Raw genomic sequence first — 20,976 nt, forward strand, 5'->3', positions numbered from 1 at the left:
GTTTGCGACTAGAAGCGCGTTTCGCGCGCCGATCGCAGGAAGGTATCGAGCAGCGGCGTGCAGTCGAGCAACTCCGGGCCGCCCGCACGATGGAACTCGGGGTGCCACTGCACGCCCACCACGAACGGCGCGCGCCGGTAGCGCACCGCCTCGATGAGGCCGTCACCGGCCGAGACGGCTTCGACGGTCAGGTCGCGTCCAAGACTGCGGACTGCCTGGTGGTGGATCGAGTTGACGATCGCTTCACGCCGCCCAGGGAACATGCTCGCGAACGTCGAGCCCTCCGGGAAGGTGATCGCGTGGCGATGCTGGTCGTAGTGTTCGCTCACGTGCACGCCGGCCATCGGCACGTCGCTGGCGATGTCCTGATAGAGCGTGCCGCCGAACGCCACGTTGATGAGCTGGCAGCCGCGGCACACGCCCAGCACCGGCTTGCCCGATTCGACGAACTCATGCAGCAGTTCGAGCTCGTACATGTCGCGCACGCGGTCGCCCGGCCACTCGGGGCGCGGCGACACCTCGGCGTAGGTCTGCGGCGACACGTCGGCGCCGCCTTGCAACAGCAGGCCGTCGAGATGCTTCGCGTAATCGCGCAAGCGGATATTGCTCGGATGCAGCATGCCCTGATGGCCGACCGTCGGAATCATGAACACGATGACGTCGCGCGACATCACCCAGTGCGCAATCGACTCCTCCAGGTATTGCAGCGTCTTGCCGCGCAAGCCTTGCGCGCCCGGCTCCGGATGGAAGATCCGCGCGGAGACGCCAATGCGCAGCGTGCGCTGCGTGATGCGTTGCCCCGCCCGGTCGAAAAGTTGCCGCGCGCGCGCGGCGATGATGCGGCCGAACACGGCCCACGCCGAATCGCTCGCGCGCAGGTAACGCGGCGGCTCGGGCGGAATGGCGCCGGGCGGCGGCGGATGCTGCGCCGTGAAGTCGGGCGCCTGGCCAAACCCGGCTGGCGCCGCCCCGGCGCGCGGCGGCGTCGAAGCCGCTGCGGCCCCGGCCGCGCTTGCGGGCTCCGTTTGCCCGGTCGGCGCGGGCGCGGAGGCGCCGGCACCGCTGGCTTCGCCGATCGGGAAGCGCGGCGCGGCGCCGGCCGGCGCGTGCTCCGGCAACTCGCCCGGCGTGGCCGCCGCCGGCGCCCCCGCGCTCGGCGTGACTGTCGAGGCGCTGGTGGGGGCGTCGGTCGAAGCGCGCTGCGCGGCCTCCCCGGAGGTCGACTCGGAAGTCGAACCAGAGGGTGAAGGTGGAGGCGAAGCGGAAGAAGAAGCAGAGGAAGCGCCGGAGGCGCCCGGCGAACCGGCGGCCGGAGGCGTCGACGACGAGGGGGCGCCGGCAGGACCGGCATCGGCGGGACGGCTTGCGCCGTCAGGAACCTCGGGGCGGTCTGATTTGTTTTCGCTCATGACGTGGGGTCAGGCGCGCGGCGCGCGAACGAATGAACAGGGTTCGATTATCCTTCGCACCGCACGCGGCCGCCACCCCCGCACACAATTGCTCACATCCGGTCACACCGGCGGCCGCTTCGGCGCGCGCACGAGGCGCGCGCCGTCCGTTCAGGCATCCGGCCGTTCGTCGAAGGTCTCGCGCAACGCGATCTGCATCGACGCGTGGATCTTCACGCACCAGCGCCACAGCAGCATGGTGAGCGCCGCCGCGCACACCAGCACGCCAACGAGGAAGCCGGTGGGCGGCAGGATCGTGCCCGAGAGCGCAGCCACGAGCAGGAACACGCCGAACATCGAGACCACGGGCACCAGCTCCGCAATCACATGACGGATCGCGCGCGTGAAGCGCCCCGCCTTCTCCGGCTGCACGCTCACTTCGGCGAGCAGCAGCGCGAGCGACTGCGTCTTGCGCCACACGGCCACGAGAAACGGCATCGCGAGCACGAGCGCGGCGCTCCAGAGCACGACGCGCTGAATGCGCTCGTCGGCAATCCAGTGCGCGAGCAACGGCCCCGCATAGCGCGCGCCATACGACACGCCGATGAAGATGGCCGAAACGAGCGCGAGATTCACGGCGATCTGCACGACGATGCGCTTCGTGAGCGAAAAGATCGTGGGGCCTTCGGAGCGCGGCACGAGGCAGCGCAGCCACTGGCTGTACATGCCGAACACGTTCGAAACGGCGGGCGGCATGGCGCGCGCAAGACGCTGCGAGAGCGGATCGGCAATGCGAATCAGGTAAGGCGTGGTGAGCGTCGTGATGGCCGAAACCGTCACGGCGATCGGATAGAGGAACCCGCTCGTCACCTTCAGCGTGAGACCGAGCGAGGCGATGATGAACGAGAACTCGCCGATCTGCGAGACGGTCATGCCCACGCGCATCGCGGTGCGGCCGTCGCGGCCCGCGAGAAAGGTGCCGAGTCCGCACGAGACGAGCTTGCCGAGCACCACGGCAATCGAGATCACGGCGATCGGCCACGCGTAATCGACCAGCACCAGCGGGTTGAGCATGAGCCCGATCGTCACGAAGAAGATGGCGGAAAACGCGTCGCGCAACGGCGCGACCAGATGCTCGATGCGATGCAGATGGCGCGACTCCGCCATGATCGCGCCGATCAGGAACGCGCCGAGCGCGATCGAATAGTCGAGCTTCACGACGAGCAGGCAGAAGCCGAAGCAAAAGCCCAGCACCGAGACGAGCAGCATCTCGTCGTTGCCCACGCGCGCGATATAGCCGAGCACGCGCGGCACGATCAGGATGCCCGCGAGAAGCGACACCAGCATGAACAGCAGCAGCTTGCCGAGCGTGATGAGCGCGATGCCGGGCGACAGCTCGCCCGTTTGCGCAATGCCGCCCAGCAGCACGAGCATCGCGATGCCGAGAATGTCCTCGACGATCAGGATGCCGAACACGAGCTGCGCGAACGGTTCGCGCTTCACGCCGAGGTCCGCGAGCGCCTTGACGATGATGGTCGTCGAAGAGATGGCGAGGATCGCGCCGAGGAACAGCGAATCCATGGTGGCCCAGCCGAACGCGCGGCCGATCTCGTAGCCGAGCCACAACATCAGCACGATTTCCGAGAGCGCCGCGACGATGGCGGTCGCGCCCACCTGGAACAGCTTGCGCAGGCTGAATTCGAGGCCGAGCGAGAACATCAGGAACACCACGCCCAGTTCGCCCATCGTCTGGATGGTCTGCTCGTCGTGGATGAGCTGGAACGGCGGCGTGTACGGCCCGATGATCACGCCCGCCGCGATATAGCCGAGCACGACCGGCTGCTTCAGGCGATGAAACAGCACGGTGACGACGCCCGCGAGCGCCATCACGACTGCCAGATCCTGAATGAAGCCGATTCCCTGATGCATGAAGGTCTATCCTTACAAATAGCTATCGAATCTCCGCATGTTACCTGATGCGTGGCGCGAGCCAAATCGCCCGCAAGGAAAAAAGCCGACCTACAATGATGCGACCCTTGCAGGCGCCGTCCGCCCTCGGCGCCTTGCGCCGGCGGCCTGCCCGTTCTGCTCCGCCGACCTTCGCGCAGCGCGCCGCCGCGCATTGACCGAGTCTTCCGCCGCCATGACCACCGCTCCCGCTTTCTCCCCGTTCCCTCCCCTCGCCCAGCTCGCCGCCGATCTCGCCGCGGGCCGCACGACGAGCCGCGCGCTCGCCGAAACCGCGCTCGAACGCATTGCCGACCCGGCCGGCCAGGGCGCGACCGTGTTCACGCACGTCGACGCCGAACGCGTGCGCGCCGCCGCCGACGCGCACGACCGCCTGCGCGCGTCCGGCACCGTGCTGTCGCCGCTCGCGGGCATTCCCGTCTCGGTGAAGGATCTGTTCGACGTGGCGGGCGAAGTCACGCGCGCGGGCTCCACGGCGCTCGCGAATGCGGCGCCCGCCAAGGAGGACGCCGCCGCCGTCGCGCGGCTGCGCCATGCGGGCGCGGTGCTGGTCGGGCGCACGAACATGAGCGAATTCGCGTTCTCGGGGCTCGGGCTGAATCCGCACTACGGCACACCGCTCTCGCCCTGGCACCGCGGCGTGGCAGGCGACGCGCGGGTGGCGGGCGGCTCGTCCTCGGGCGCGGCAGCCTCGGTCGCGGACGGCATGGCCGCCGTCGCACTCGGCACCGACACGGGCGGCTCCATTCGCATTCCCGCCGCGTTCTGCGGCCTGACGGGCTTCAAACCCACTGCCGCCCGCATTCCGAAAACGGGCGGCGTGCCGCTCTCGCCCACGCTCGACTCGTTTGGCCCGATCGGCAACACGGTGGCGTGCTGCGCGCTCGTGGACCGCCTGCTCGCGGGGCTCGCGCCGAACGTGCCGGCCGCGCGCCACCTGGAGGGCGTGCGCCTTGGCGTGCTCACCAATTATGTGACCGACGGCGTGGACCCCGAAGTCGCGGAAACGATCGATACGGCGCTCAAGCATCTGGACGCGGCCGGCGCGATCGTGAGCGAAGTCCGCTTCGCCGCCTTCGAGCGCCTTGGCGAGATCAACCGCATCGGCTTCTCGCCGATGGAGGCCTATGCGTGGCATCGCGAGTGGATTGCGAAGCATCGCGACCAGTACGACCCGCGCGTGCTGGTGCGCATCCTGAGGGGCGAGAGCGCCACGGCCGCCGATTATCTGGATCTCGTCGCCGCGCGCGCGGCCATGATGGAAGAAGCGCAGGCCACGCTCTGGTCGCGCTTCGACGCCGTGATCGCACCGACCGTGCCGATCGCGCCACCGCCCGCCGCACCGCTCGCCGCCGACGACGAGGTCTTCGCACGCACCAACGCGCTCGTGCTGCGCAACCCGAGCGCGTTCAACTTTCTCGATAGCTGCGCACTCTCGTTGCCGTGCCACCACTATGGCGCGGCGCCGGTCGGGTTGATGCTCGCCGCCGCGCCCGGCCACGACGACGCGCTGCTCGCCATCGGCCGCGGCGTCGAGGCAGTGCTCGCGCCGCTGCGCTGACCCGCGTCCATGCAGCGCAGTCAACCCCTGCGCGCGAGCAAGGACACGTCCGCGCCGCGCGCAACCTTCGCGCTAGAATCCCGTCACGCCGTCGCAGCGACTCTCGCGCTGCGCCAAGACAACCCGAACGAACGAGCCACATGAACGACGATAACGCGCTGTTGCGCCGCGAGCGCCGCCTCCTGGTCCTCCTTGGCGTAATCTGCCTCGCGCTGCTGGCCGGCGCACTCTACTTCCAGTATGCCGAGCACCAGGACCCCTGCCCGCTGTGCATCCTCGGGCGCTACTTCCTCATCCTGATTGCGGTTTTCGCCTTCCTCGGTGCGCGCATGACGAGCTGGAGCGGCGTGCGCGTGCTCGAAGCGCTCGTCGCGCTGTCGGCGCTCGGCGGCGCGATCGCGGCCGCGCGGCTCGTCTGGGTGCAGGCGTTCCCGAGCTTCAGCTGCGGCTTCGACACGCTGCAACCCATCATCGACGGATTGCCGCCCGCGCATTGGCTGCCCGGCGTGTTCAAGGTGCAGGGTCTGTGCGAAACCACGTACGCGCCCACGCTGGGGCTCACCATCCCCATGTGGTCGCTGCTCGCATTCGTCATCGCGTTCCTTGCCGTGATCGCGAGCCTGTGGCGCAACCGGCGCCGCCAGGTGTCCTGGCCCGGCATCCGCCGCTAAAACGTCCCCGGGGGGCGCCATGCGCCCCTTTCTCCGCCCGCCACCCGGCCATGCGGTGGCGCGTCATCCCCGCCTGCGCGACAGCTTTGCGCGTCGCCCGCAAATCGCGCTCGACCTGCGCACGATCCCGTCCCGCACGGCACAATTCCCGCATCAAAGCGTGCTAAACCGTGCGTCGTCGCGTCGCGGCGTCATGATCCAAATCACATAACCCACATCTTGCGGGGGAAATACTTTCGCGACGCGAGCGGTGCTATCTTCGGAACTGGATGGCGATCTACGTGCGCGAGGCCGGCTTTGGCGCGCCCCTCTCGTAACGCGCGCCTGATCCGCAATGTCCCCGGGTTCACCATGACAACGCAAACCATCCGCTTCCTCCACCGAGGCGCCGTGCACGAAGTGCGCGACCTGCCCCCCACGCGCACCGTGCTTCAGCACCTGCGCGAGGATCTGCGCGCCTGCGGCACCAAGGAAGGCTGCGCCGAAGGCGACTGCGGCGCGTGCACGGTCGTCGTGGGCGAGCTCGATGACGAAGGCCGTCTCGCGCTCAAGGCGGTCAACGCCTGCATCCAGTTCCTGCCCACCCTGGACGGCCGCGCGCTCTACACCGTGGAAGACCTGCGTCAGCCTGACGGCGCGCTGCACCCCGTCCAGCAGGCGATGGTCGATTGCCACGGCTCGCAGTGCGGCTTTTGCACGCCGGGTTTCGTGATGTCGATGTGGGCGCTCTACGAGAACCAGCCTGCGGGCGCGGGGCTACCCGGTCGCGACGAAATCGCTCAGGCGCTCTCGGGCAACCTGTGCCGTTGCACCGGCTACCGGCCGATCGTCGACGCCGCGCTGCGCATGTTCGACGAAACCTGTCACCCGCGCGTGGCGCTGGACCGCGCGCGCGTGGAGTCGCAACTGCGCGCGCTGCAACGGCCCGGCACCTTCGAATATCGCGGGCCGGATGTGCGTGGCGCCGCGTCCGGCGAAAGCACGTTTTACGCGCCGCGCACGCTCGACGCCTTTGCCGCGCTGCGCGCCGCGCACCCCGAGGCGCGCGTGCTCGCGGGCAGCACCGACGTCGGCCTGTGGGTCACGAAGCAGTTCCGCGATCTGGGCGACCTCATCTATACGGGCAACGTCGCGGAGCTCAGGACGATCGGGCGCGACGCGCAGACGATATCGATCGGCGCGGCCGTCCCGCTCGAAGAAGCCTATGCGGCGCTCGCCACCGACTACCCCGAACTCGCTGAACTGTGGGCGCGCTTTGCCTCGCTGCCGATCCGCAATGCGGGCACGCTCGGCGGCAATGTCGCGAACGGCTCGCCGATCGGCGACTCGATGCCCGCGCTGCTCGCGCTCGACGCCACGCTCGTGCTGCGCCGCGCGGCGCGCGTGCGCACGCTGTCGCTCGCGGCGTTCTACACCGGCTATCAAAAGAACGCGCTCGAAGCGGGCGAATTCGTCGAGGCAATCCGTGTGCCGCGGCCCGCGCCGACGCTGCGCTTTCGCACGTACAAGGTCTCGAAGCGCTACGACCAGGACATTTCGGCGGTGTGCGCGGCGTTTGCGCTCGACGTGCGCGACGACGGCTCGATCGCCAGCGCGCGCGTGGCCTACGGCGGCATGGCGGCCGTGCCGCAACGGGCGGCGCACGCCGAGGCCGTGCTCACCGGCGCGCCCTGGGACGACCACAGCGCGCAGCGCGCGATGGATGCGCTCGCCACCGACTACCAGCCGCTCACCGACATGCGCGCGAGCAGCGCGTATCGCCTGAAGGTCGCGCGCAACCTGCTGTGGCGCTGCTGGCTCGAAACGCGCGATGACGCGCCGCTCGCGCTGTGCGACGTCAACGCGTTCGCCTTCGCCGAGGGCGAGGACGACGACACGGCGGCAGCCGCCGGAGGCACGCCATGAACTACGAGGCCGAACCGCTCGTCATGCGCCCGGAGCACGGCAGTGCGCCAGGCACCGAACCTGCCCGCGAATGCGCGCTCGGCGCGCCGCTGCCGCATGAATCGGCCGAAGCGCACGTGAGCGGCGAGGCGCGCTACACCGACGACATCCCCGAACTGCACGGCACGGTGCACGCGGCGATCGGCCTCGCGCGCCATGCGCACGCGCGCATCGTCGCGCTCGATCTCGAACGCGTGCGCTCGTCGCCGGGCGTGCTGGCCGTGCTGAGCGCCGCCGACATTCCCGGCGCCAACGACTGCGGACCGGTGATCCACGACGATCCGGTGCTCGCGACCGACGTGGTGCAATACCTGGGGCAGCCCGTGTTCGCGGTGGTCGCGACGACCCACGAACTCGCGCGCCGCGCCGCTGCGCTCGCCGCCAGCGAAGACGTGGTGCGCTACGAGCCGCTGGAACCGGTGCTCACCATCGACGAAGCACGCAAGCGCCAGCATTACGTGCTGCCGCCGCTGCGTCTCGTGCGCGGCGCGCCGAACGAGCGCATCGCCTCTGCGCCGCATCGTCTGGCGGGCACGTTCACCGTGGGCGGCCAGGAGCAGTTCTATCTCGAAGGCCAGGTCGCTTACGCGCTGCCGCAGGAACAAACGGGCATGCTCGTCTACAGTTCGACGCAGCACCCGAGCGAAATGCAGCAGGTCATCGCGCATCTGCTCGGCTGGCCCGCGCATCGTGTGATCTGCGAATGCCGACGCATGGGCGGCGGTTTCGGCGGCAAGGAATCGCAGTCGGCGCTGTTCGCATGCGTCGCGGCGCTTGCCGCGCACACGCTGCAACGGCCCGTGAAGCTGCGCGCCGACCGCGACGACGACTTCATGATCACCGGCAAGCGCCACGACGCGCGCTATGCGTACGAAGCGGGCTACGACGACGGCGGCCGCCTCGTGGGCGCGCGCGTCGAGATCGCGCTGCGCGCGGGCTATTCCGCCGACCTCTCGGGCGCGGTCGCCACGCGCGCGGTCTGCCACTTCGACAACGCCTACTATCTCTCCGACGTCGAAATCGTCGCGCTTTGCTGCAAGACGAATACGCAGTCGAACACGGCGTTTCGCGGCTTTGGCGGCCCGCAGGGCGCGCTCGTGATGGAGGTGATGCTCGACGAGATCGCGAAGGCGCTCGGCCGCGATCCGCTCGACGTGCGGCGCGCGAACTACTACGGCATCGGCGAGCGCGACGTCACGCCCTACGGCCAGCGCGTGGAGGACAACGTGCTCGCGCCGCTCACCGACGCGTTGCTCGCGTCGAGCCGCTATGGCGAGCGCCGCGCGGCCCTGGCCGCGTACAACCGCGCGAGCCCGGTGCTCAAGCGCGGCATCGCGCTCACGCCGGTCAAGTTCGGCATCTCGTTCAACGTGCCGCATCTGAACCAGGCGGGCGCGCTCGTGCACGTCTACCGCGACGGCTCCGTGCTCGTGAATCACGGCGGCACCGAAATGGGCCAGGGGCTCAACACCAAGGTCGCGCAGGTCGTGGCGGGCACGCTCGGTTTGCCGCTCGCACGCGTGCGCGTGAGCGCCGCCGATACGTCGAAAGTGGCCAACACGTCGGCGACGGCGGCCTCCACCGGCAGCGACCTGAACGGCAAGGCTGCGGAGGACGCTGCGCTTGCGATCCGCGCGCGCCTCGCGGCGTTCGCGGCCGCGCAGTACGGCGGCGCGCCGGAGGACGTGAGGTTCGAAGACGGCCAGGTGCGCGCGAACGGCAGCGCGATTGCGTTTGGCGAATTCGTCGAACTCGCGTATCTCAAGCGCGTGCAACTGTGGTCCGACGGCTTTTACGCCACGCCCAAGGTGCACTGGGACGCGCGCACGCTCACCGGCCACCCGTTCTACTACTTCGCCTATGGCGCGGCGGTGTCCGAGGTGGTCGTCGACACGCTCACGGGCGAATGGAAGCTCGTGCGCGCCGACTTGCTGCACGATGCGGGCCAGTCGATCAATCCGGCCATCGATCTCGGCCAGGTGGAAGGCGGCTTTATTCAGGGCATGGGCTGGCTCACGACCGAGGAGCTCTGGTGGAACGGCGACGGACGGCTCATGACGCACGCACCTTCCACGTACAAGATTCCGGCCGTGAGCGACACGCCGGAGGCATTTCACGTGCAGCTCTATCGCGACGGCGGCAACGACAATGTCGAACCGAGCGTGTTTCGCTCGAAGGCCGTGGGCGAACCGCCCCTGCTTTTGCCGTTCTCGGTATTTCTCGCGATTCGCGACGCCGTGGGCGCGGCGGTGCCAGAAGCGCGCGAGGCCGCGCCGCTGCGCGCGCCCGCAACGCCCGAAGCGATTCTGGACGCGCTCGACGCGTTGAAGGCGCTGCAAGCGAGCGAACCGCCGGAGCGCCGCGCACTCCAACCGTGAAGGAGCGCGATCACGCGCAGTGATTCAGCGCAGTGATTCAGCGCAGTGATTCAGCGCAGTGATTCAGATTAACCGGCGGCACCTGCCAGAACGTGCCGCCCTGTAGGGAGAACCGCCAGATGCAAGCCTGGCTTTCCGATTTGCAGCAACTGCTCGCGCACGGCGACGCCGCGGTGCTGGTCACCGTCGCGCGCGTCGAAGGGTCGGCGCCGCGCGAGGCCGGCACGAAGATGATCGTCACGCGCGAAGCGGCCCGCCACACGATAGGCGGCGGCCACCTCGAATGGAAGGCCATCGAGATCGCCCGCCAGGTGCTGCGCGACGGCATGCGCACGCCGCATGCGCGGCGCCTGGAGCGGCTCGCGCTCGGGCCGAGCCTCGGCCAGTGCTGCGGCGGCGCCGTGGTGCTCGCGTTCGAGCGCCTCGACGTGGCCGACCTCGGCTGGATCGCCACGCTCGCGCGCCGGCTCGCGACGGGCGCATCGACCGTGCGTAGCGTATCATTCCGCTCCTCGCGCAACGGGAGCCCGGAAGGCCATGCCGCGGCGACCTCGGCGGCCGCCGCGACCGACGCGGTCATGCTCAGCGAGCCGGAACCGGCCGCGCAGGCGCCGGATTGCCTCCTGTGGGAAACCGGCGGCACGACGCTTCTCACCGAGACCATCGCGCCGAACGACTTCCCCGTGGTGCTGTTCGGCGCGGGTCACGTGGGCGCGGCGCTCGTGCGCGTGCTCGGCACGCTGCCCTGCCGCGTGCTGTGGGTCGACGAGCGCGACGCCGCGTTTCCGACGCCCGAGGCGTTCGCGCTGCTCAACGCGCCGAATGTCGCGATCGACGCCAACGATGCGCCCGACGAAGCCGTCGATACGGCCCCGCCCGGCACGAGCTTCATCGTGATGACGCACGATCATTCGCGCGATCTCGATCTCGCCGAGCGCATCCTGCGCCGCGGCGACTTCGTGTTCTTCGGCATGATCGGCTCGCACACGAAGCGCAAGCAGTTCGAGCACCGGCTCGCCGCGCGCGGCATCGACCCCATGCAGATCGCGCGCATGAACTGCCCGCTCGGCGTGGACGGCATCGTCGACAAGTCGCCCGAAGTGATCGCGGTCTCGGCCGCCGCGCAACTGCTCCAGGCGATCGAGGCCGCGAAGCTGGCGAGCGCAACCGCATCCGAATCTGCAACCCATCGCGCGTGATGTCACACACTGATGAACCCATAAGCGAATCGAACCGACCATGACGATCACGACCACCGCCAACACCAATAACGCCGCTGCCAACGCAAGCGCGCTCGTCGAAAAGGCCGCCAACGCGCCGAAGGCCGAGTTGCACATCCACATCGAAGGCTCGCTCGAACCCGAGCTGATCTTCGCACTCGCCCAGCGCAACAACGTGACGCTCGCCTACGACTCGATCGAGGCGCTGCGCGCGGCCTACGCATTCACCGACCTGCAATCGTTCCTCGACATCTACTACGCAGGTGCGAGCGTGCTGCTCACGGAGCAGGACTTCTACGACATGACGATGGCGTACTGCGAGCGCGCGCTCGCTGACAACGTCGTGCACACCGAAATTTTCTTCGACCCGCAAACGCACACCGAGCGTGGCGTGGCGATCGAAACGGTGGTCGCGGGCATCGATCGCGCGCTCGCCGACGCCGAAAAGCGCGGCCTCACGAGCAAGCTGATCCTGTGCTTCCTGCGCCACCTGAGCGAAGCCGATGCGCTCGCCACCTTCGAAGCCGCGCGCCCGCTGTTCGCGCGCTATGCGCGCCTCATCGGCGTGGGCCTCGATTCGTCCGAGCGCGGCCATCCGCCTTCGAAATTCGAGCGCGTGTTCGAGCAGGCGCGTGCGATGGGCCTGAAGCTCGTCGCGCACGCGGGCGAGGAAGGCCCGCCCTCGTACATCTATGAGGCGCTCGATCTGCTCAAGGTCGATCGCGTCGATCACGGCGTGCGCAGCATCGAAGACGCGGCGCTCGTCACGCGTCTGGCCGACACGCGCGTGGCGCTCACCGTGTGCCCGCTTTCGAACACCAAGCTGTGCGTGTTCGACGACATGACGCAACACACGCTCAAGGCGCTGCTCGACAAGGGCGTGGCGGTGACCGTCAACTCCGACGACCCCGCGTACTTCGGCGGCTACGTCAACGAGAACTACCGCGCGATCATCGAAGCACTCAAGCTCGACAGCGACGAGGTGTACACGATCCTGCGCAACGGCTTCGAGGCCTCGTTCGTGACGCCCGAAGAACGCGCCGCGCTGATCGCGAAACTCGACGCGAACTGGAATCGCGCAACGGCATAAAGCGTCACGGACAGCGTGACGTAAAGCGCCGACCCAAACGCGGACTCGTCCGCACAGCAAGCCCCAGCACGGGCTGTCACACGAATCCGGCCCGGCGCGCGAGCGCCGGGCCGTGGGTCCTCGCGCGCTGCGTTTTCAGGAGCGGCGCGCGCCATGCGGGGCATGCACTGGACGACTACCTGAATTTATCGGAGACGAAGTTCCCATGACTCAATCGGCTTACCGCGCAAAACTGTTGACGTTCACCGGCGACCCTGCGCAATCGTCCGACGCCGCTGTCTTTGACGAAGACGGCGTCGTGATCGTCGAAGACGGCCACGTGGTCGCCTCGGGCGCGTGGTCCGCGCTCAAGTCGCGTGTGAGCGACGGCGCGACGGTCCACGACCTGCGCGACAAGCTGATCGTGCCGGGCTTCATCGACACGCACATCCACTACCCGCAGACGGACATGATCGCCTCGCCCGCGCCGGGTCTGCTGCCGTGGCTGGACACCTACACGTTCCCGACCGAGCGCGGCTTCGAAAACGAAGCGGTGGCGCAGGATACGGCGCGCTTTTTCGTCGACGAACTGCTCGCCTGCGGTACGACCACGGCGCTCGTCTACTGCACCGTGCACAAGCAGTCGGCCGACGCGCTTTTCACCGCAAGCGAGGCGAAGAACCTGCGCATGGTCGCAGGCAAGGTGCTGATGGACCGCCATTGCCCCGAGTTCCTGCGCGACACGCCGCAAACGGGCTACGACGACAGCGCCGAGTTGATCGGCCGCTGGCACAACCGCGGGCGCCAGATGTACGCGCTCACGCCGCGCTTTGCGCCCACGTCGACCGAAGCGCAACTCGAAGCGTGCGGCGCGCTCGCGAAAGCGCATGCGGACATCTTCATCCAGAGCCACGTGGCCGAAAACCCGGACGAGGTGAAGTGGGTCAAGGAGTTGTTTCCGGGCCATCGCAGCTATCTCGACGTCTACGATCACTACGGCCTGTTGCGCCGCCGCGCCGTGTACGGCCACTGCATCTGGCTCGACGACGAAGACCGCCGCCGCATGGCGGACACCGGCACGGTCGCCGCGCACTGCCCGACCTCGAACCTGTTCCTCGGCAGTGGCCTGTTCGACTTCGACAAGGCGGGCGCGTCGTCGATGCCCGTGACGCTCGCCACCGACGTGGGCGGCGGCACCTCGTTCTCGATGCTGCAAACGATGAACGAAGCGCACAAGGTGGCGCGCATGGGCGGCCATCACCTCACGGCCACGCGCATGTTCTGGCTCGCGACGGCGGGCGCGGCGCAGGCGCTCGATCTCGCCGACAAGATCGGCACGCTCGCGCCCGGCAGCGAAGCGGATTTCGTCGTGCTCGATGCGCAGGCCACGCCGTTGCTCGCGCGGCGCACCGCGCGCGCCGAATCGCTGGAGGAGTTGTTGTTCGCCCTCGCGCTGCTGGGCGACGACCGCACCGTGTTCGAGACCTACGCCGCGGGCAAACGCGTGCACAGCCGCGACGGCGCGCGCCGCTGACGGCACCGGCCCGCCCGGCCGGTCGCGCCTGTGTGGAAGGCGCGACCAGGAGCGCCTACTTCGCCGGCGCGCTCCCTGCGGGCGCCGCGCTTGCCTGCCCCGCACCCGCCGGGGCCTGCGCGGGCGGCACACCGGTCTCGTTCGGCGCGCCACCGCTCTTGCCGACCGGAATCTTGACCTCGGTCACCGTGCCGTTGGCCAGCGGGAAATTCCCCAGCGCGCTCTGCACGAGGAAAGGCATCACGCGCACGAGCGACGGATCGTCGCCCGAGGTGCGCGCCGTCACGTTATAGACCTCCTTGCCGCTCGCCCTGTCGCTAATGCGAATGCCGAGCGCATGCGAGTACACCGGGTAGGTCTGGTTCACGTACGCGGGCTGATACGGTCCCCACGCGCCCCACGGATTCCACGGCCCCCAGTACGGGCCCGGCCAGGGGTTGTAGAACACGGGCTGCGCAACCGTCACCGTGTCCGTGCGGCTGCCGTAGGCGAGGCCCACGAGATAGCGCGCCTGCGGCTCGGCCACGAGGCGGAACGCATGCATGGCGAGCCCGTTGGCGACGAACTGCTCGTAAGTGCTCTGCTCGATGCTCTGGCTCTGTTCGGGACTGCGTTTGAACGCAAAGGTGCGCGTGGCGTCGCTGCCGCCGTCCCATGCGGAGAAAGCGGTCACCTGGCTCGTCACGTAGGTCGTGCAGCCGGAAAGCGTGAGGGCGAGCGCCGCCAGCATCAGGAGGGCGCGGCGGGTCCATCGATCGTGCATCATGGTCTTCTCGTAGCAGTGTTGCCTCGGTTGGAAAAGTGCAGTTGTGGGGCCGCTCTCTCCGATACGATCCAGCCGCAGCGCTTATTCCGTGCGCATGTCTTGTACGCATGTCGCCCGGTCGCGCCTGATTATGTGTCCGCCGGGCGAGGCCATTGCCCGGCGCGGAAGCCCGATCATACTGACTCGCGCCGCCGCGCGAAAGTTCGGGGGCCACAGGGCCGCGCGAGAGCGCGCGGGCGCAGACGGACAAAGCGGCCCGAGCCTTTGTACAATGGGGCGATCCGCCGCGCTCTCCTGACCCGGGCAGCCGGCCACTCCGATCCACCCCGATCTGACGCGCCCCCTATCCAGACCATGTCCGATACCGCCACGCCCACCGTGATCCGCCGCGAAGACTACGCGCCGCCCGCTTTTCTGATCGATACCGTCGACCTCGAGTTCGACCTCGCGCCCGAGCGCACCGTCGTCAAGAGCACACTGCGCGTGCGCCGCAATCCGGCGGCCGGACAAGCCGCCGGCGCCGCGCATCTCGAACTGATGGGCGAACAGCTCGAATTCATCGGCGCGGCCATTGACGGCAAGCCCTACGCGAACGTGCGCGCGCACGAGCACGGCCTCACGGTCGAAAACGTGCCCGACGCCTTCGAGCTCACGCTCACCGGCGCGTGCGACCCCGCCGCCAACACCACGCTTTCGGGCCTGTACGTGTCGAGCGGCAACTTCTTCACGCAGTGCGAGGCCGAAGGCTTTCGCCGCATCACCTGGTTCCTCGACCGCCCGGACGTGATGGCGACCTACACGGTCACGCTGCGCGCCGACAAGCTCGCCTACCCGGTGCTGCTCTCGAACGGCAACCTGATCGCCGAGGGCGACCTGCCCGATGGTCGCCACTATGCGAAATGGGAAGACCCGTTCCGCAAGCCGAGCTATCTGTTCGCGCTCGTGGCGGGCAAGCTGGTGGCGCTGGAAGAGCGCATCCAGAGCGGCTCGGGCAAGGAAAAACTGCTCCAGGTGTGGGTCGAGCCGCACGATCTCGACAAGACGCGCCATGCGATGGACTCGCTCGTCCACTCGATCCACTGGGACGAGCAGCGCTTTGGCCTCGAACTCGACCTCGACCGCTTCATGATCGTCGCCGTGAGCGACTTCAACATGGGCGCGATGGAGAACAAGGGGCTCAACATCTTCAACACGAAGTACGTGCTCGCGAATCCGGAAACGGCCACCGACGTCGACTTCGCGAACATCGAAGCCGTGGTTGGCCACGAGTACTTCCACAACTGGACCGGCAACCGCGTGACCTGCCGCGACTGGTTCCAGTTGAGCCTGAAGGAAGGCCTCACGGTGTTCCGCGACCAGGAGTTCTCGGCGGCGATGTCGGGCGGCGACGAGAACGAAGCGGCGCGCGCCACCAAGCGCATCGAGGACGTGCGCGTGCTGCGCCAGATGCAGTTCGCCGAAGACGCGGGCCCGATGGCGCACCCGGTGCGCCCGGAAAGCTACGTGGAGATCAACAACTTCTACACGATGACCGTCTACGAAAAAGGCGCGGAAGTCGTGCGGATGTATCAAACGCTGCTCGGCCGCGACGGCTTCCGTAAAGGCATGGACCTGTACTTCCAGCGCCACGACGGCCAGGCCGTGACCTGCGACGACTTCCGCCACGCGATGGCCGACGCCAACGGCCGCGACCTCGCGCAGTTCGAGCGCTGGTACAGCCAGGCGGGCACGCCGCGCGTCGCCGTGACGACGAGCTACGACGAAGGCACGCGCTGCTACAGCGTGACGCTCACGCAGGGCTACGCCAACGGCTCGCCCGCCGCGCGCGAAACGCAAAAGGGCCCGCTGCACATTCCGTTTGCGATCGGCCTGATCGGCGCGGGCGGCGCGGACCTGCCGCTGCGTCTCGAAGGCGAAGCCGCCGCGCACGGTACGACGCGCGTGCTCGAACTCACCGAAACGCAGCAGACCTTCACGTTCGCCGACGTGCCGGCCAAGCCCCTGCCCTCGCTGCTGCGCAACTTCTCGGCGCCCGTCATCGTCGACTACGACTACGGCAACGACGAACTCGCGTTCCTGCTCGCGCACGACAGCGACGCGTTCAACCGCTGGGAAGCGGGCCAGCGCCTCGCCACGCGCGAACTGCTCGCGCTCGCCAGCCGCGCCGCCGCCGGCCAGCCGCTCGAAATCAACGTCGCGCTCGTCGATGCCTTCCACCGCGTGCTGACCGACGAATTGCTCTCGCCGTCGTTCCGCGAGCTTGCGCTCATGCTGCCTTCGGAAACGTATCTCGCCGAGCAGATGGCCCAATCCGATCCGGCCGCCGTGCACACGGCGCGTCAGTTCGTGCGCAAGCAACTGGCCACGGCGCTCAAGGCCGAATGGCTTGCGGCCTACGAGCGCAATGTCACGCCGGGCGCATACGAGCCGACGCCCGAGGCGGCCGGTCATCGCGGGCTGAAGAATCTCGCGCTCTCGTATCTCTCGGAACTCGACGATTCCGCCGAAGCCGTGCGTCTCGCGACGGCGCAGTACGACGCGGCGAACAACATGACCGACCGCTCGGCGGCGCTTTCCGCGCTGCTGAACGCCCAGGCGGCGAGCGGCGGCGACGTCGCGCGCAAGGCGCTCGAAGACTTCTATGTGCGCTTCGAAAAGGAGCCGCTCGTCATCGACAAGTGGTTTGCGCTCCAGGCCACGCAGCGCGGCACGGCGCAACGTCCGACCATCGAAACCGTGCGCGCGCTCATGGTTCACCCCGCGTTCAACATCAAGAACCCGAACCGCGCCCGCTCGCTGATCTTCAGCTTCTGCGCCGCGAACCCCGCGCAGTTCCACGCCGCCGACGGCTCGGGCTACGCGTTCTGGGCCGACCAGGTGATCGCGCTCGACGCGCTCAACCCGCAAGTCGCGGCGCGCCTCGCCCGCAATCTCGAACTGTGGCGCCGCTTCACGCCCGCGCTGCGCGACGCGATGTGCGCGGCGCTGGAGCGTGTGGCCGCCGAGGCGAAATCGCGCGACGTGCGCGAGATCGTCGAGAAAGCGCTGGCTTGATCAGACAATAGGCGCGGCGCGCTTGTGCAGGTTCAAGCCGCCGCGCGATCACCCGGCAACCCGGCAACCGGCCTTCGCGCCGGTTTTTTTACGCATTTTTTCGTGATTATTTTTGACGGCGCGAGCAGGCCGGCCGACGCGCGAAAGCGCGCACGGTCAAGCCCGCGCACGCTCCGGCGCTTTATTTTGCGCGGCTGCGCGGCGGCCGGTCACAGTCGAGCGGGTAGAATTGCGGCATCCCTAAGCGCATCCGGAGTACTGCAATGGCTTTGCAACGTCGCACCACCCTCACCAAGTACCTGATCGAGCAGCAGCGCCAGCACAGCAACCTGCCCGCCGACCTGCGCCTGTTGATCGAAGTCGTCGCACGCGCGTGCAAGGCGATCAGCTTCAACGTCAGCAAGGGCGCGCTCGGCGACGCCCTCGGCACGGCCGGCAGCGAGAACGTCCAGGGCGAAGTGCAGAAGAATCTCGACATCCTCTCGAACGAAATTCTGCTCGACGCCAACGAATGGGGCGGCAATCTCGCCGCGATGGCTTCGGAGGAAATGGAAACGTTCTTCCCGATCCCGGCCAACTACCCGAAGGGCGAATACCTGCTCGTGTTCGACCCGCTCGACGGCTCGTCGAACATCGACGTGAACGTGTCGATCGGCACGATCTTCTCGGTGCTGCGCTGCCCGGACGGCAAGCAGGCCACCGAAGAATCGTTCCTCCAGCCCGGCACGCAGCAGGTCGCCGCCGGCTACGCGGTGTACGGCCCTCAAACGGTGCTCGTGCTCACGACCGGCAACGGCGTGAACTGCTTCACGCTCGACCGCGAACTGGGCTCGTGGGTGCTCACGCAAAGCAACATGCGCATTCCGGAAGACACGCGCGAATACGCGATCAACGCTTCGAATGCGCGCCACTGGTATGAGCCGGTGCAGAAGTACGTTGGCGAGCTGAATGAGGGCAAGGACGGCCCGCGCGGCGATAACTTCAACATGCGCTGGATCGCCTCGATGGTCGCCGACGTGCACCGTATCCTGAACCGCGGCGGCATCTTCATGTATCCGGCGGACAAGCGTGACCCGTCGAAGCCGGGCAAGCTGCGTCTGATGTACGAAGCGAACCCGATGTCGTTCATCGTCGAACAGGCGGGCGGCGTGGCGACCAATGGCGAACAACGCATTCTCGACATCCAGCCGAAGAGCCTGCACGAGCGCGTTGCCGTGTTCCTCGGCTCGAAGAACGAGGTCGAGCGCGTGACCCGCTATCACCACGAAGCGAAAAAATAAAAAAAGATGAAGAAAGGGCTTGCATAGTCTGAGGCTCTTTCCTATAATCTTTCTTCTCTGATGCAGCGCCGGAATAGCTCAGACGGTAGAGCAGCGCATTCGTAATGCGAAGGTCGGGGGTTCGATTCCTCTTTCCGGCACCAGGATTCAAGCAAAAGCCCAGTTTTCGGACTGGGCTTTTTGCTTTTCAGCGCGCCCTGAGGCCACTGCGTCACGCCTTTGGCGGCAACGCATCGAGCGCCGCCCCCATCTCCTCGATCACCTCATCCCAACGCCCGAGTTCGCGCTGCCTGAAAAGCCGCGCCGAGGGATACCACGGGCTGTCGGTTCGCTTCGTCATCCAGCGCCAGTCGGTGCAGGTCGGCAGCAGGATCCACACCGGCACGCCCACCGCACCCGCGAGATGCGCGACCGATGTATCGACGGTAATCACGAGGTCGAGCGACTGGACGATGGCGAGCGTGTCCATGAAGCTCGATATTTCCCGCCCGAGCGGCGCAATGTCGATGCCGGCAGGCAATGCCTCCAGTTCGCTTTGCGCCGCGCCCTTTTGCAGCGAGAACCACGACACCCCGCCCCGCTCAAGCACGGGCTGCATGACGCGTAACGCGAGCGATCGGTAGCGGTCGAATTCGTAATCGGGGTTGCCCGCCCAGACGAGGCCCACGCGCAGCCTGCGCGCGCCACGCGGCGCCCCGCCAGCGAGCCGCGCGCGCCAGCGCTCGATGAGGTCGAGCGGCGCCCCGAGATAAGGCATCGCCAGCGGCAGCCTGTCCAGCGTCAGCTTCATATGCTCAGGAAGCCGAAACATGCGGCTCCAGAAGTCGTAGGCGCCAGGCGGCAGCGTGGTCCAGACCCGGTGCACGCCGTGCGCGCGGGCCGCCACGTCGGCAATCGCCTTGTCCACCCAGACGTCGACCGTCGCGCCCTGGCGCTCCAGCCACGCGGCGTAGCGCAAGGACTGAAGCTGGTCGCCCAACCCCTGCTCGCCTACCAGCAAGAAGCGCCGCCCGCTCACCGGTTCGCCCGACCACTCCGCGAAACCGGGACGCACCAGCGTGCTGTTGCACGCCAGACGCTCGTGCCAGTGGTAATGCCGCCAGCCGCGCTCGAAGTCGCCGTCGCGCAACATCGTGACGGCCGCGTTGAACTGCACGGACTCGTCGTCGGGCAAGAGGCGCGCCGCCTCGTCGGCGTGATGCCGCATGCGCGCATACTCGCCGAGCATGTTCAAGGCGTAGCTCGCGTAATGGTGCAGCTTGCCGCGCGTGGCGTCGACGGCGAGCCCCTGAAGCGCCACCTCGTATGCTGCGTCGAAGCGATGGATTTCGTTGAGCCGCAAAGCGAGGCTTTCGAGCGCCGCGGCGTCCCGCGCGAAGGCCGCGCGCATTTGCGTGATCTGCGCGTTCAACCCGGAGGCATGCCCGAGACCAGCGAGCGCCTTCAGCAAATCGAGACCATCGGCAAGACGGGAAGCGCCTGACTCGTACGCGCGGCGAGACCAGATCACAGCTTCTTCGAAGCGTTCGTCGTCGAGGCAAAGCGCTGCAAGACGACGCATGGCGTCATGCAACGTGGGATCGAATTCGAGCGCCTTCTCGTAATGCATGCGCGCCTCGGCCCGGCGCCCCGCGAGCTTCAGCACATCGGCCAGGTTGCGATGCTGGCTGGCTGTCCCGCCGCTGAGCGCGATCGCGCGGCGGTATAACGCTTCGGCCACGACGTGGGCTTTCTCCAGCGCGGCCAGCAAACCGCGATGCTCCCATAGCTCGGCGCGCTCGGGCGACACGTTGATGGCGCGCTCCAGGTATTCGCGCGCAAGGTCGCGTTGCCCGTCGCGAAAATAAGAGAGCGCCACGCGGTGCAACGCGTGCGCGTGGCGCGGCTCTTGCGTGAGCACATCCTGATAGGCGATCAACGCCTCGCGCGTTCGCCCCGCCTGGAAGTGCAAGTCTGCGAGCGCAAGTGGTTCGCTCGCGCGGGCGTGTGTGGCCGTAGTGTCAGCCGATGTCTCGGCCGGTGCGGTGACGGGGTGGCTCATCGTGAATTCGCGCCGTATGGGTGGCGCGCAGGTCGGGTTCGATCTGGGCGGTGCGCTCGGGCCCGGGCGGCCTCCGCGTCTGTACTTTTTAAAGATAAATAA

General features: G+C 67.9%; 13 protein-coding genes and 1 tRNA gene. 10 read left to right on the top strand and 4 right to left on the bottom strand.

Going from position 1 to position 20,976, the window contains the following annotated elements; genetic code table 11:
* Window positions 1-8: 8 nt before the first annotated feature.
* Both C7402_RS15145 and C7402_RS15150 read right to left on the bottom strand, forming a co-directional pair.
* Window positions 9-1,409 (bottom strand): gamma-glutamyl-gamma-aminobutyrate hydrolase family protein, encoded by a 1,401-nt coding sequence (locus C7402_RS15145; RefSeq protein ID WP_116611177.1) that lies wholly within the window; start codon window positions 1,407-1,409, stop codon window positions 9-11.
* Window positions 1,410-1,559: 150 nt separating this feature from the next.
* Complete coding sequence (locus tag C7402_RS15150; RefSeq protein WP_112171370.1) at window positions 1,560-3,317, bottom strand: cation:proton antiporter; 1,758 nt, start codon at window positions 3,315-3,317, stop codon at window positions 1,560-1,562.
* A gap of 214 nt (window positions 3,318-3,531) precedes the next feature.
* Here C7402_RS15150 and C7402_RS15155 point away from each other — a divergent pair, with 214 nt between their 5' ends.
* The 7 genes from C7402_RS15155 to guaD all read left to right on the top strand — a co-directional run bounded on the left by C7402_RS15155 (window position 3,532) and on the right by guaD (window position 13,733).
* The gene (locus tag C7402_RS15155; RefSeq protein ID WP_116611178.1) at window positions 3,532-4,917 is read left to right on the top strand and encodes an amidase; all 1,386 of its coding nucleotides are present in this window, start codon (window positions 3,532-3,534) and stop codon (window positions 4,915-4,917) included.
* Window positions 4,918-5,057: 140 nt separating this feature from the next.
* Window positions 5,058-5,588 (top strand): disulfide bond formation protein B, encoded by a 531-nt coding sequence (locus C7402_RS15160; protein ID WP_112171372.1) that lies wholly within the window; start codon window positions 5,058-5,060, stop codon window positions 5,586-5,588.
* A gap of 351 nt (window positions 5,589-5,939) precedes the next feature.
* The gene (gene xdhA / locus C7402_RS15170) at window positions 5,940-7,493 is read left to right on the top strand and encodes a xanthine dehydrogenase small subunit (protein ID WP_116611180.1); all 1,554 of its coding nucleotides are present in this window, start codon (window positions 5,940-5,942) and stop codon (window positions 7,491-7,493) included.
* Window positions 7,494-7,516: 23 nt separating this feature from the next.
* Window positions 7,517-9,910, top strand: coding sequence for a xanthine dehydrogenase molybdopterin binding subunit (gene xdhB, locus C7402_RS15175; protein WP_116611247.1), 2,394 nt, complete (start codon window positions 7,517-7,519; stop codon window positions 9,908-9,910).
* A 119-nt stretch (window positions 9,911-10,029) separates the two neighbouring features.
* Window positions 10,030-11,109 (top strand): xanthine dehydrogenase accessory protein XdhC, encoded by a 1,080-nt coding sequence (xdhC, locus tag C7402_RS15180; RefSeq protein WP_116611181.1) that lies wholly within the window; start codon window positions 10,030-10,032, stop codon window positions 11,107-11,109.
* A 40-nt stretch (window positions 11,110-11,149) separates the two neighbouring features.
* Window positions 11,150-12,220, top strand: a complete 1,071-nt coding sequence (locus C7402_RS15185) for an adenosine deaminase (RefSeq protein ID WP_116611182.1) — start codon at window positions 11,150-11,152, stop codon at window positions 12,218-12,220.
* Between the two features lie 205 nt (window positions 12,221-12,425).
* Window positions 12,426-13,733 carry a guanine deaminase gene (guaD, locus tag C7402_RS15190; protein ID WP_116611183.1) on the top strand — a complete coding sequence of 436 codons (1,308 nt, stop codon included), beginning with the start codon at window positions 12,426-12,428 and terminating at the stop codon, window positions 13,731-13,733.
* 55 nt (window positions 13,734-13,788) lie between these two features.
* Here the strand turns inward: guaD and C7402_RS15195 are convergent, their stop codons facing one another.
* Window positions 13,789-14,499: a DUF4136 domain-containing protein gene (locus tag C7402_RS15195; RefSeq protein ID WP_116611184.1), complete on the bottom strand. Its 711-nt coding sequence runs from the start codon at window positions 14,497-14,499 to the stop codon at window positions 13,789-13,791.
* Between the two features lie 354 nt (window positions 14,500-14,853).
* On the opposite strand from C7402_RS15195, the gene pepN reads away from it, so the two are divergent.
* The 3 genes from pepN to C7402_RS15210 all read left to right on the top strand — a co-directional run bounded on the left by pepN (window position 14,854) and on the right by C7402_RS15210 (window position 18,976).
* Window positions 14,854-17,553 (top strand): aminopeptidase N, encoded by a 2,700-nt coding sequence (gene pepN / locus C7402_RS15200; RefSeq protein ID WP_116611185.1) that lies wholly within the window; start codon window positions 14,854-14,856, stop codon window positions 17,551-17,553.
* Window positions 17,554-17,816: 263 nt separating this feature from the next.
* Entirely contained in the window at window positions 17,817-18,833 is a 1,017-nt protein-coding gene (locus C7402_RS15205; RefSeq protein ID WP_112171380.1) for a class 1 fructose-bisphosphatase, read from the top strand.
* 67 nt (window positions 18,834-18,900) lie between these two features.
* A tRNA-Thr gene (locus C7402_RS15210) sits at window positions 18,901-18,976 on the top strand.
* A 68-nt stretch (window positions 18,977-19,044) separates the two neighbouring features.
* Here C7402_RS15210 and C7402_RS15215 read toward each other — a convergent pair.
* Window positions 19,045-20,874, bottom strand: a complete 1,830-nt coding sequence (locus tag C7402_RS15215; RefSeq protein WP_116611186.1) for a tetratricopeptide repeat protein — start codon at window positions 20,872-20,874, stop codon at window positions 19,045-19,047.
* Window positions 20,875-20,976 lie beyond the last annotated feature (102 nt).

The organism is Paraburkholderia unamae, from assembly GCF_003096875.1.
Lineage (GTDB): Bacteria > Pseudomonadota > Gammaproteobacteria > Burkholderiales > Burkholderiaceae > Paraburkholderia > Paraburkholderia unamae.

Excerpts from the sequence above, each read along its gene's own strand:
- xdhA (WP_116611180.1), top strand. The coding sequence starts at position 5,940 with ATGACAACGCAAACCATCCGCTTCCTCCACCGAGGCGCCGTGCACGAA.
- pepN (WP_116611185.1), top strand. The coding sequence starts at position 14,854 with ATGTCCGATACCGCCACGCCCACCGTGATCCGCCGCGAAGACTACGCG.
- C7402_RS15205 (WP_112171380.1), top strand. The coding sequence starts at position 17,817 with ATGGCTTTGCAACGTCGCACCACCCTCACCAAGTACCTGATCGAGCAG.
- xdhB (WP_116611247.1), top strand. The coding sequence starts at position 7,517 with ATGCGCCCGGAGCACGGCAGTGCGCCAGGCACCGAACCTGCCCGCGAA.
- C7402_RS15215 (WP_116611186.1), bottom strand. The coding sequence starts at position 20,874 with ATGAGCCACCCCGTCACCGCACCGGCCGAGACATCGGCTGACACTACG.
- guaD (WP_116611183.1), top strand. The coding sequence starts at position 12,426 with ATGACTCAATCGGCTTACCGCGCAAAACTGTTGACGTTCACCGGCGAC.
- C7402_RS15195 (WP_116611184.1), bottom strand. The coding sequence starts at position 14,499 with ATGATGCACGATCGATGGACCCGCCGCGCCCTCCTGATGCTGGCGGCG.
- C7402_RS15145 (WP_116611177.1), bottom strand. The coding sequence starts at position 1,409 with ATGAGCGAAAACAAATCAGACCGCCCCGAGGTTCCTGACGGCGCAAGC.
- C7402_RS15155 (WP_116611178.1), top strand. The coding sequence starts at position 3,532 with ATGACCACCGCTCCCGCTTTCTCCCCGTTCCCTCCCCTCGCCCAGCTC.
- xdhC (WP_116611181.1), top strand. The coding sequence starts at position 10,030 with ATGCAAGCCTGGCTTTCCGATTTGCAGCAACTGCTCGCGCACGGCGAC.
- C7402_RS15150 (WP_112171370.1), bottom strand. The coding sequence starts at position 3,317 with ATGCATCAGGGAATCGGCTTCATTCAGGATCTGGCAGTCGTGATGGCG.
- C7402_RS15160 (WP_112171372.1), top strand. The coding sequence starts at position 5,058 with ATGAACGACGATAACGCGCTGTTGCGCCGCGAGCGCCGCCTCCTGGTC.
- C7402_RS15185 (WP_116611182.1), top strand. The coding sequence starts at position 11,150 with ATGACGATCACGACCACCGCCAACACCAATAACGCCGCTGCCAACGCA.